The organism is Arthrobacter sp. 179 (genome assembly GCF_052379645.1).
Lineage (GTDB): Bacteria > Actinomycetota > Actinomycetes > Actinomycetales > Micrococcaceae > Arthrobacter_H.
In genome coordinates this window covers 24870-36506 of the sequence record NZ_JBQSYU010000018.1, presented here as the reverse complement: position 1 = coordinate 36506, position 11637 = coordinate 24870, and the positions used below count along the sequence as shown (strand labels likewise).

The window sequence follows — 11637 nt, the reverse complement described above, 5'->3', positions numbered from 1 at the left end:
ACGGCAACGTTCTCCACTGGACAGACTACTGGGCGGTTGCCCGTTCAGGGGCCAACAGTTCCATTTCGCAGCAAAGGACAGATCTAAGTGTCATCCACGCAAGCAGCCCGTCCTGCCGTTTCCCGGTTGTCGGAGAGGCCCCGTGCCCAGGTCCTCATCGTCGGAGGAGGAATCAATGGCGTCGCCACCTTCCGCTACCTGGCCCTGCAGGGCATCGACGTCGCGCTGGTGGAGCGCGGGGACTACTGCCAGGGGGCCTCCGGCGCCTCCTCGCATATGATCCACGGCGGAATCCGGTACCTGGAAAACGGCGAGTTCCGCCTCGTCCACGAATCGGTGCAGGAACGCAACACGCTGCTGGCCATCGCCCCGCACTACGTCAAGCCGCTGCGCACCACCATCCCGATCTTCTCCACCTTCTCGGGGATCCTCAGCGCCCCGGCCCGCTTCCTGACCCACCGCAACGGCAAGCCGCAGGAACGCGGGGCCCTGCTGATCAAGGCCGGCCTGATGATGTATGACGCCTTCGCCGGCTCCGGACGGCTGACCGAACGCCACCGGTTCCACGGCCGTCGCCGGGCCCTGCACGATCTGCCGGCACTGCGCCAGGACGTGAAGTACGCGGCCACCTACTTCGACGCCTCCGTGCACAACCCCGAACGCCTCACCCTCGATGTGCTCCAGGACGGCCTGCGCGCCAACCCGGACTCACGGGCCTCCAACTACGTCTCCCTGGTCAACGAGCACGACGGCGTGGCGACGTTGCGCGACGAACTCACCGGCGAGGAATTCGAGTTCACGGCCCCGGTGATCGTCAACGCCACCGGCGCCTGGGTCGATGAGACCAACCACGCCCTGGGTCAGGACAGCCGGTTCATGGGAGGGACCAAGGGCTCGCATATCGTCCTGGACAGCCCCGAACTGCTCGCCGCCTGCGGCGGCCGGGAGATCTTCTTCGAGCACAGCGACGGACGCATCGTGTTGATCTACCCGATGGGGGACCGGGTCCTGGTGGGCACCACCGACATCGACGCGGACCCGGGCGAGCCGGCACGCTGCACCGAAGAGGAAGTGGACTACTTCTTCGATCTGATCAACCATGTTTTCCCCGAGGTCGCCGTCTCGCGGCAGGAGATCGTCTACCGCTTCTCAGGCATCCGCCCGCTGCCCCGCCACGACGACACCCAGCCCGGCTTCGTCTCGCGTGACTACCGCATCGAAAAGCGATCGGGCGGCCAAGGGTCCACGATGCTCAGCCTGGTCGGCGGCAAATGGACCACCTTCCGGGCCCTGGCCGAACACCTGGGAGGCGAAGTGCTCACGGCACTGGGACGCCCCTCCGGGCCGGATACCAGCGCCCTGGCCATCGGCGGCGGCGTGGACTACCCGCGCAACGACGTCGAACGCGAACAGTGGATCTCCGCCAGGACTTCACGGGCAAGCCGCGACCGACTGGCCGTCCTGCTCGAACGCTACGGTACCCGTGCCGACGAGGTCCTGGAGGCCAGCGGCGAGCAGGACGCCCTGCTGCTGAGCTGCGACGAACTCAGCGTCGACGAACTGGCCCACATGGCCCGCCACGAGCAGGTCGGACGGCTGGTCGACGTGTTCATCCGCAGGACCTCGCTGGCCTTCCGCGGCCTGGTCACCACCGCGCTCATCGACGAATGCGCCGAGGTCCTGGCCCCCGTGCTGGGGTGGGACGCCACACGCGTGGCCAGCGAACGCGCAGAGACCCATCGCGTACTCTCCGAAGAGCACGGCGTCACCTTCTCCCCGGCAGCCGCCTAGGGACCCTCGCCCGACCGTGCCACCGGGCACGGTCGGGCGCCCATTTTTCCGCATCGGCGATCGCCGGGAGCCGGATCACCGCGGGACATCAACTGATGCCCCGCCCCATTCCACACAACGTAGGAGTCAACGATGTCTCTACAAGTCTTCAGTGCGGAAGCACTCGGCACCATGGTGCTGATGCTTCTCGGCTGTGGCGTCGTCGCCAATGCCGTCCTGAGGGGCGCCAAGGGCAATAACGGCAATTTCCTCATGGTCAACTTCGGCTGGGGGCTCGGCGTCTTCGCCGGTGTCTGGGTCGCCGCGGTCTCCGGCGCACACATCAACCCCGCCGTCACCGTCGGCCTGCTGGTCAACCCCAACGTCCACGAGTATGCCCCGGGCGTGGCCATCACGCTGGTGAACACGCTGCTCTACTTCGCCGCCCAGATGATCGGCGCCATCATCGGTGCCGTCCTGGCCTACCTTTCCTATAAGCAGCACTTCGACGCCGAAGAGGACCCGGCGGCCAAGCTGGGCGTCTTCGCCACCGGCCCCGTCTACCGGCATAAGGGCTGGAACCTGCTCACGGAGATCATCGCGACCTTCGTCCTGGTCTTCGTCATCGCCGGTTTCGGACTGACCCCCAACGGACTCGGCCCGCTGGCCGTGGCCTTCCTCGTGGTGGGCATCGGTGCCTCCCTCGGTGGACCGACCGGCTACGCGATCAACCCGGCCCGTGACCTCGGACCCCGGATCGCCCACGCCTTCCTTCCGATCAAGGGCAAGGGACCCAGCGACTGGAGCTACTCCTGGATCCCCGTCGTCGGCCCCCTGGTCGGCGGAGCCTTGGGCGGCGTCTCCGGAGGCCTGCTCTTCTAACGCCTCCGTGCGCACCTCGACCCCGCGGCCAGGACCCATGTCCTAGACTGCCAGCACACGATCGTGTGGTGCGCGTCACGGCATCATCTGCCCCATCACCGGTACTTCGAAGGGAAGCAACCCATGACCAAGAACATCATCGCCATCGACCAGGGCACCACGAGTTCGCGTGCCATCATCTTCGACCACGACGGAGCCATCGTCTCCGTTGGACAGAAGGAACACGAGCAGATCTTCCCCAAGGCGGGATGGGTCGAGCACGACGCCGAGGAGATCTGGACCAACGTCCGTGAAGTCGTCGGCAGCGCCCTGTCCAAGGCGAACCTCACCCGGCACGACATCGCCGCGGTGGGCATCACCAACCAGCGCGAGACCACGGTGGTCTGGGACAAGAACACCGGCAAGCCCGTCTACAATGCCATCGTCTGGCAGGACACCCGGACCCAGGACACCGTCGACGAGCTCTCTGCCGACGGCGGCGGGGACCGCTACAAGGACCGGGTGGGCCTGCCGTTGGCCCCCTACTTCTCGGGCACCAAGATCAAGTGGATCCTGGACAACGTCGACGGGGTCCGCGAACGCGCCGAAGCAGGGGACCTGCTGTTCGGCAACACCGATACCTGGGTGACCTGGAACCTGACCGGCGGTACCGACGGCGGCGTCCACATCACCGATGTCACCAACGCCTCCCGCACCTTGTTCATGGACCTGAAGACGCTGGCCTGGGACGAGGGAATCCTGGCCGATTTCGGGGTCCCGGTCTCGATGATGCCGACCATCAAGTCCTCCTCGGAGGTCTACGGCACGGTGCACACCAACCAGCTGTTGCGCGAGGTCCCCGTGGCGGGCATCCTCGGTGACCAGCAGGCCGCCACCTTCGGCCAGACCGCCTTCAAGGCCGGCGAGGCGAAGAACACCTACGGCACCGGTTGCTTCCTGATCTTCAACACGGGCGAGGAGATCGTGAAGTCCTCCAACGGGCTGCTCACCACCGTGGCCTACCAGCTCGAGGGGGAGAAGCCGGTCTATGCACTGGAGGGCTCGATCGCCGTGGCCGGCTCCCTGGTGCAATGGCTGCGTGACAACATCGGCATGATCTCCTCCGCCGCAGAGGTCGAGGACCTGGCCGCGCAGGCCGAGGACAACGGCGGGGTGTACATCGTTCCGGCGTTCTCGGGCCTCTTCGCCCCCTACTGGCGTCCCGACGCCCGCGGCGCCATGGTCGGGCTCACGCGTTTCGCCAACCGCTCCCATATCGCCCGGGCCGCCATGGAAGCCACGGCGTTCCAGACCCGGGAGGTCCTGGACGCGGTCAACGCCGACGCCGAAGTCCCGCTGACCGAACTGCGGGTCGACGGCGGCATGGTCGCCAACGAGACCCTCATGCAGTTCCAGGCCGATATGCTCGGCGTCCCGGTCGTCCGCCCCGAGGTCACCGAGACCACGGCCCTGGGCGCCGCCTACGCCGCCGGACTGGCCGTCGGGTTCTGGACCGACCGTGATGAGCTGCGCGCCAAGTGGGCCGAGGACAAGCGGTGGGAACCCGAAATGGACCCCACCGAACGCGACCGTCAGATGCGTTTGTGGAAGAAGGCCGTCACCAAGACCTTCGACTGGGTCGACGAGGACGTCCTCTAGGCCCGCCAACCCCTCCACGACCTGCAGCGCGGGGCCGTGACACCCCAGGTGTCACGGCCCCGCCGTGCTGTAGACTGGGACCATGTCAGCAGTCCTACGTCCTTCCTAGCCGGGCCCGAACCGTCCGGCTGCCCCTTGGATGCCAAGGGGTATTTTCATGTTCGGTCCTCGTGGGAACCCCGCGGGGACCCCGGCGCGGGCCGGGACTGGATGACCAACCGAATCTGCACTACCAGAAGGCGACCCACCGTGAGCACAGAGGCACCCGGAACCCCGGAGACCGGCACCACCTACAGCTTCAGCGAGCTGGAGGCACGGTGGCAACCCGTGTGGGAGGAACTGGGGGTCTTCACCCCGAAGGACGACGGCAGCGCCGAACGCCGGTATGTCCTGGACATGTTCCCCTACCCCTCGGGCGACCTGCATATGGGCCATGCCGAGGCCTTCGCCATGGGCGACGTGGTGGCCCGCTACTGGCGCCAGCAGGGCTATGACGTCCTGCACCCGATCGGCTGGGACTCCTTCGGCCTGCCCGCGGAGAACGCGGCCATCAAGCGCAACGCCCACCCCGCGGAGTGGACGTATAAGAACATCGAAACCCAGGCGGCGTCCTTCAAGCGCTATGCCATCAGCGCCGACTGGTCCCGACGGATCCACACCTCCGATCCGGAGTACTACCGCTGGACCCAGTGGCTGTTCACCCGCTTCTACGACAAGGGACTGGCCTACCGCAAGGACCACCCGGTGAACTGGTGCCCCAAGGACCAGACGGTGTTGGCCAACGAGCAGGTCGTCAACGGCACCTGCGAACGCTGCGGAACCGCCGTGACGAAGAAGTCGCTGAACCAGTGGTACTTCAAGATCACCGACTATGCCGATCGCCTGCTCGAGGACATGGAAGGGCTCAAGGGCCACTGGCCCGAACGCGTCCTGGCCATGCAGCGCAACTGGATCGGGCGCTCCGAGGGCGCCCATGTCGATTTCGTCATCGAACCCACCGCCGAGGATCCGGCCGACCACCAGGTGACGGTCTTCACCACCCGCCCCGACACCCTCCACGGGGCGACGTTCTTCGTCGTGGCCGCCGACGCCGACCTGGCCGCCGATCTGGTCGCCCCGGAGCGCCGCGCGGAGCTGGCCACCTACCAGGACCAGGTCAAGGCCCTGAGCGAAATCGAACGCCAGTCCACCGAACGCACCAAGACCGGTGTCTTCCTCGGACGCCATGCCATCAACCCGCTCAATGGCGAACGCCTGCCGGTCTGGGCCGCCGACTATGTCCTGGCCGACTACGGAACCGGGGCCATCATGTCGGTGCCCGCCCACGACCAGCGCGACCTGGACTTCGCCCGGACCTTCGACCTGCCCATCCGGGTCGTCCTGGACACCGGAGAAGAGGACCCGGCCTCCAGCGGGGTCGCCACCACCGGCGAGGGCACCCTGGTCAACTCCGGGGAGCTCGACGGGCTGGAGAAGGACGCAGCGATCGCCCGCGCCGTGGAGATCGTCGAAGCCGCGGGAACCGGCCGGCATACGGTGAACTACCGGCTGCGCGACTGGCTGCTCTCACGCCAGCGTTTCTGGGGGACCCCCATCCCGATCATCCATTGCCCGGACTGCGGCGAGGTCCCGGTCCCGGACGACCAACTGCCGGTCCGTCTGCCGGATGACCTGCGCGGGGAACAACTGGCCCCGCAAGGCACCTCCCCGCTGGCTGCTGCCACCGACTGGGTCAACACCACCTGCCCCTCCTGCGGTGGTGCCGCAATGCGCGACACCGACACCATGGACACCTTCGTGGACTCCTCGTGGTATTTCCTGCGCTTCCTGTCCCCGGACTACACCGCCGGACCCTTCGACCCGGACACCGCCAACGCGTGGATGCCGGTGGGGCAGTACGTCGGCGGGGTGGAGCATGCGATCCTGCACCTGCTCTACGCGCGGTTCTTCACCAAGGTCATCCACGATCTGGGACTCATCGAGGCCACCGAGCCCTTCGCCGCCCTGCTGAACCAGGGCCAGGTCCTCAACGGCGGCAAGGCCATGAGCAAATCCTTGGGCAACGGGGTGGACCTGGGCGAACAGCTCGACAAGTACGGGGTCGACGCCGTGCGTCTGACCATGATCTTCGCCTCGCCCCCGGAGGACGACGTCGACTGGGCGGATGTCTCCCCGGCCGCCGCCGGGAAGTTCCTGGCCCGTGCCTGGCGCCTGGCCCAGGATGTCGACAGCGAACCGGGGGCCGATCCGGCCACCGGCGACCAGGGGTTGCGTACCGTCACCCACCGCGCCGTCGCCGAAGCCGCCGAACTGCTGGATTCGGGCAAGTTCAACGTGGTGGTGGCGAAGCTGATGGAAATGGTGAACGCCACCCGCAAGGTCATCGATTCCGGGGTCGGTTCCTCCGATCCGGCAGTGCGCGAGGCCGCCGAAGCCGTCGCAGTGATCCTGAGCTTGTTCTCCCCGTATACCGCCGAGGACATGTGGGAGCAGCTGGGCCATGGCCCCTCGGTCGCCAACGCCGGCTGGCCGACGGTCGATCCGGCCCTGTTGGTCCAGGACACGGTCGTGGCCATCGTGCAGATCAAGGGCAAGGTGCGCGATCGCCTCAGTGTCCCGGCGGATATCAGCGAAGAGGACCTGCGGGCCCTGGCCCTGGCTTCGGAGCCGATCCAACGGGCCCTGGACGGGCGCGAACTGCGGACCGTGATCGTGCGGGCCCCGAAGCTCGTGAACCTCGTTCCGGTCTCCTAGGGTAGGGACATGCCTTCAGCCCCGCGCCGGGGCGACCCCACGGCCCAGCCCCCGGGTCGTTCCCCCGGCTTCCTCGAACGGTTGCTTCCCCGCGATCGGCGCCACCGGGCGCGGGGGAGGAGCGGTCCGCGTACCGCGGTGGTGACCGATACCGCTTCGGCCATCCCCGCCGCCTGGGCCCAGGAGCACGCCGAACATCTGCGCGTCCTGCCCCTTCCCGTGATGATCGACGGACAGATCTACACGGAAGGACTGGACGACGTCGAGACGGCACTGGCAATGGCCTTGGCCACCGGGGCCTCCGTGCAGACCTCCCGTCCCGCCCCCGGCGCCTTCCAACGCACCTATGAATCCCTGGCCGCCGCCGGCTTCGAGAGGATCTACTCGCTCCATCTGTCCCAAGGTCTCTCCGGAACCGTGGACGCGGCCTGTTGGGCGGCGGAGCAGGTCGAGGTCGAGGTCACCGTGATGGACACCAGGACCGTGGGGTTGGCCCAGGGACTGGCCGTCATGGACGCCGTGTTGGCCGCCGAGGCCGGGGCCGGCGCGCAGGAACTGGAAGCCGGGGTCCGGCGGGCGCAGGACCATGGGCTGTACTTCGTGGTCCCCAGCTTGGAACAGCTACGCAAGGGCGGGCGGATCGGCGCCGCGGCAAGCATGTTCGGCACCCTGTTGGCGGTCAAGCCCCTGCTGGCCATCGAGAACGGGCGCATCGGAGTGCACGAGAAGGTGCGCACCATGCCGCGGGCCATGTCCCGTCTGGTGGAGATCTCCCGCGAGGAGGCCGCTGCCGCGCCGGCCGGGGCCCGGATCGCCGTGCACTACTTCGGCAACCCCGATCAGGCCCACGAACTGTGTGCCGAGCTGGAAAGCTCCAGTGTCGGCGATGTCCTGTGCGAGCCGCTCCCCACCGTGCTGGCAGCCCATGCCGGCGCCGGGGTCCTGGCCGTGGTCATTGCCGCCCTTGCCCCGCCGGACAACCCTGACGAACCGGTCGATGCCGCGGCGCCGTCCGAACAGGATCCCCCCGAAGACGACGCCCCAGGATCCACCGTCCCGGCCTGACCCGGTCCTCCACAGCCGTCGGGCCACCGGGGTTCTCCACATCCGGCCACCCCGGGGCGCCGCCGAGGAACGCGGTTCCTAGGCTGGGAACATGGTCCGACACCGTTGGGAACAGCGCACCGCTACGGCAGCGGGCCCTGTTCCCCGGACACGTTTCCGTTTTCGGCTGGGGCGCGGGGCCATCATGTGCCTGCTGTTCACCGCCGTCATCTGGATCGCTGCCAGTCTGCTCTTCCATCCGCCCGAAGGCGCGGGACAACAACTGGACTCCGTGGCCCTGGATCCCAGCGCCGCCACCGGCCCGGCGTCGACCCCGCCCAGCACCCCCGGCCCGGGCACCACCTCGAGCCACCCTCCCTCAGCCGAGGGATCCAGCCCCACCGGGTCGGACCCGGGGCAGGCCTCCGGGGCGGCGGCCACCGGGACCGCGTCGGTCCTGGTCCACGTGGCCGGAGCGGTGAAGAAGCCCGGGGTCTACCATTTCGCCCCCGGGGCCCGGGCCGAGGATGCCGTTCGTTCCGCCGGGGGACTGGCCAGCGGTGCGGCCCCCGCGGCGATCAACCTGGCGGCCCCCCTGGTGGACGGCCAACAACTGTATCTGCCCACCACCAAGGAACTTCCCGGGGCGGGCGGCACGGAAAGACCCCCGAACGGCGCCGGACCCGGGGCAGGGCCCGGCGGCGCAGCCGGTGCCGGCGCGCGGGAGGCGGGCCCGATCGACATCAACAGTGCCGATGCCGCCGGTCTGCAGGAATTGCCGGGCATCGGCCCGGCCCTCTCCGCGAGGATCATCGACTTCCGGGCGGCGAACGGCCCCTTTGCCTCGATGACGGAATTGGATGCCGTGTCCGGAATCGGTCCGGCCATGATGGAACGGCTCGAACCGCTGGTCCGGTTCAACTGATGGCCCCGGCGGCGCTGCCATGTTGAGCCGCGATGGCGCCGGCTTTCTCCAGCGCCTGCTGTCCCGCTGGGCCCGTCCCGACGCCGGTACCGCTTCGGGCCCCGTCGACGACGGTTACCTGGACCTGCGCAGCCTCGCGGCAGCGGCCGGGGCGTGGGCGGCCGCCTGGGAACTGGTCCGACATGACCCTGCCCTGGCGCGGATACTGACCGTGGCCCTGGGGCTCCTCCTGGTCTTTCTCTTCGGGGTGTTGATGCGCAACCGGGGACTGCTGGCCTGGTCCCGTCATTGGTGGACGCCGGTGGCTGCCGCCGCAGTGGGGGTCTTCCTGGTCTCGGCCGCGATCTCGACCCACTCCCTGGCCCAAATGGACCCGACCTTCGCCGCCCTGGCCGCGACGTCGTCCACCCTGCGGGTGGAAGCGGTGGTCACCGGGGATCCCCGCCGGATCGAAACGGGAGGAGCGGCCCATACGGGGGAACCGATCGTCGGACAACACGCCGCCGAGGAACGTCCGGAACCGACGGCGAGGCTCATGGTCGATGTCCGGATCCTCAAATACTCGGCCCATGGAAACTGGCATGCCGGGGCCGCCGAGGCGGTCCTGGTCTTGGACGCGGGCCGGGCGGGCCCCGGGGCGGAACCACTACCGGGTCGGATCGTCTCCGGGCTGGCACGTCTCAGCCCGGCGGAGCCCGGGGAACGCCAGGGCTACTGGCTCAGGGCCGTCGCTTCCATGCAGACCCGGGACACGCCCTCGCCGGAACCGGTCTCCGAGCAATGGCGACGACGCTTCGTACTGGAGTCGGCGGTGCTTCCCGGCACCGGTCCGGCGCTCCTGCCCGGCATGGTGATGGGGGACCGTTCGGCCCAGGGCCCCGAACTGGACAGCGCCATGAAAACCGCTGGGCTGGCTCATTTGACTGCGGTGAGCGGGGCCAACGTGGCGATGATCCTGGGCAGTGTGTTGTGGTTGTGCCGCTTCTGCGGGGTGAATCGATGGTTGGCCCTGGGTGCCTCGCTGGTGACCCTGGTCGGGTTCGTCATCCTGGTCCATCCCGAACCCAGTGTCATCCGCGCCGCGGTGATGGGGGCCGTGGGTGCGGTGGCCGTCTACCTGGGCAGGGGGCGCCAGGCACTGACCGCCCTCTGCGTCTGTGTCTGCGGGGTGCTGGCCTGGGATCCCTGGTTCGCCCGGGAACCCGCCTTCCAGCTCTCAGTCCTTGCCACCGCCGGGATAGTACTCATGGGTGCCCGGCTGGGGGCGCTGGCCCGACGCATCATGCCGGGATGGCTGGCCGACGGGGTGGCCATCAGCACCAGTGCCCAGCTCTTCTGCCTCCCGGTGTTGTTGGGCATGAATCCTGCCTTCAGCCTCTATGCGGTTCCGGCGAACGTCCTGGCGGCCCCCTTGGTCCCGCTGGTCACCGTGGTCGGCATGTCGGCACTGCTGCTCTGTGCCGTGCCGGGACCCTGGGCGCAGCCACTGATCTGGCTGGCCGGGATCCCGGCGGACTGGATCGGGATGTTGGGCCGGCTGGTCCATGGCCTGCCCGGCGCATTGCTTCCGTGGCCGGAAGGATCCGGTGGCCGCGGGGCCGCGGTTCTGTTGGCCTTAATGGCCCTGGTCGCGGTGTGGCTTGCCGCCACGCCGGCGGCAGAGGCCGGGCCCCACCCCGGACGCTGGGCCTGGATACCGCGCCCGTTCGCCGGCGGCCGCTGGGCCTCGAGGACCGGGCCCGCCCCCGGAACAGGACGCAGGACCGTCGCCGGGGCCGCCGCGTTGGGGTGCCTGGGCCTATTGGCAGGACTCACGCTTCCGGCAACCGCCTGGTGGCCGGACCCGCCCGGGCAGTGGCAGGTCGCGGGCTGCGACGTCGGGCAGGGGGATTCCTTTGTCCTGCGCTCCGCCCCCGATCATGCCGTCGTGATCGACACGGGGCTGGACCCCGACGTCGTCGATGATTGTCTGGACGAACTCGGGGTCCACACCATTGATGCCTTGTTCATCACCCATCTGCACGCCGATCACGCCGGCGGAGTGGAGGGGGCGGTTCGGGGCAGGACGGTGGAACAGGCCTTCTACTCCACGGGAACGGACAGCACCGAACTACCGGGACTTCCACAGGGGCTGGAGGCCACGGTTCCCGAGGTCGGGCAGACCGGATCCGCCGGCCCGGTCAGTTGGGAGGTCATCGGGCCCATCGGGGATCCGCGGGGGGAAGAGGAAAACGATGCCTCCCTGGTCGTGGTCTTCCGGATGGCAGCCCCTGGTCATCCGCCCTTCACTCTGCTGGCCACCGGGGACCTGGAGGAGCAGGCCATGGACGCGGTGCTCCGGGCCCACCCCGAGCTGCAGGTGGACGTGTTGAAGGTCAGCCATCACGGGGCGAAGAACGGCGGGACGGCCGTCATCGACCAATCCGGGGCCCGGGTGGCCCTGATCGGGGTGGGGGACGGGAACAGCTACGGCCATCCCACCCCGACGATCCTCAAGGCGTTGCATGAAGCCGGCATGCACACGTTCCGCACCGACCTCAACGGGACCATCCGTTTGCGCGTCACGCCCACGGGGGAGCTGGTGATCACCGGACGACCTGTCCGGCCCTCGGGACGATAGGATG

Annotated in this window: 7 protein-coding genes; all 7 read left to right on the top strand. The window is 68.6% G+C overall.

The features are described from left to right. Positions 1-87 precede the first annotated feature (87 nt). A complete protein-coding gene (locus tag ACT3UE_RS11450) occupies positions 88-1791 on the top strand; it encodes an FAD-dependent oxidoreductase (protein WP_444554912.1) in 1704 nt (567 codons plus the stop codon). Between the two features lie 132 nt (positions 1792-1923). Next, entirely contained in the window at positions 1924-2652 is a 729-nt protein-coding gene (locus ACT3UE_RS11445) for an MIP/aquaporin family protein (RefSeq protein WP_444554913.1), read from the top strand. 123 nt (positions 2653-2775) lie between these two features. Then, positions 2776-4290, top strand: coding sequence for a glycerol kinase GlpK (gene glpK, locus ACT3UE_RS11440; protein ID WP_444554914.1), 1515 nt, complete (start codon positions 2776-2778; stop codon positions 4288-4290). A 210-nt stretch (positions 4291-4500) separates the two neighbouring features. Next, the gene (gene leuS / locus ACT3UE_RS11435) at positions 4501-7044 is read left to right on the top strand and encodes a leucine--tRNA ligase (RefSeq protein WP_444554915.1); all 2544 of its coding nucleotides are present in this window, start codon (positions 4501-4503) and stop codon (positions 7042-7044) included. A gap of 9 nt (positions 7045-7053) precedes the next feature. Continuing rightward, on the top strand, positions 7054-8109 hold the full coding sequence (locus ACT3UE_RS11430) for a DegV family protein (RefSeq protein WP_444554916.1): 1056 nt from the start codon (positions 7054-7056) through the stop codon (positions 8107-8109). A gap of 91 nt (positions 8110-8200) precedes the next feature. Continuing rightward, on the top strand, positions 8201-9013 hold the full coding sequence (locus ACT3UE_RS11425; protein WP_444566738.1) for a helix-hairpin-helix domain-containing protein: 813 nt from the start codon (positions 8201-8203) through the stop codon (positions 9011-9013). Positions 9014-9032: 19 nt separating this feature from the next. Beyond that, positions 9033-11633 (top strand): ComEC/Rec2 family competence protein, encoded by a 2601-nt coding sequence (locus ACT3UE_RS11420; RefSeq protein WP_444566737.1) that lies wholly within the window; start codon positions 9033-9035, stop codon positions 11631-11633. Positions 11634-11637 lie beyond the last annotated feature (4 nt).

Bases quoted from the DNA above. Each gene is read 5' to 3' on its own strand.
- leuS (WP_444554915.1), top strand. From the start codon at position 4,501: ATGACCAACCGAATCTGCACTACCAGAAGGCGACCCACCGTGAGCACA.
- ACT3UE_RS11445 (WP_444554913.1), top strand. From the start codon at position 1,924: ATGTCTCTACAAGTCTTCAGTGCGGAAGCACTCGGCACCATGGTGCTG.
- ACT3UE_RS11425 (WP_444566738.1), top strand. From the start codon at position 8,201: ATGGTCCGACACCGTTGGGAACAGCGCACCGCTACGGCAGCGGGCCCT.
- ACT3UE_RS11420 (WP_444566737.1), top strand. From the start codon at position 9,033: ATGTTGAGCCGCGATGGCGCCGGCTTTCTCCAGCGCCTGCTGTCCCGC.
- ACT3UE_RS11430 (WP_444554916.1), top strand. From the start codon at position 7,054: ATGCCTTCAGCCCCGCGCCGGGGCGACCCCACGGCCCAGCCCCCGGGT.
- glpK (WP_444554914.1), top strand. From the start codon at position 2,776: ATGACCAAGAACATCATCGCCATCGACCAGGGCACCACGAGTTCGCGT.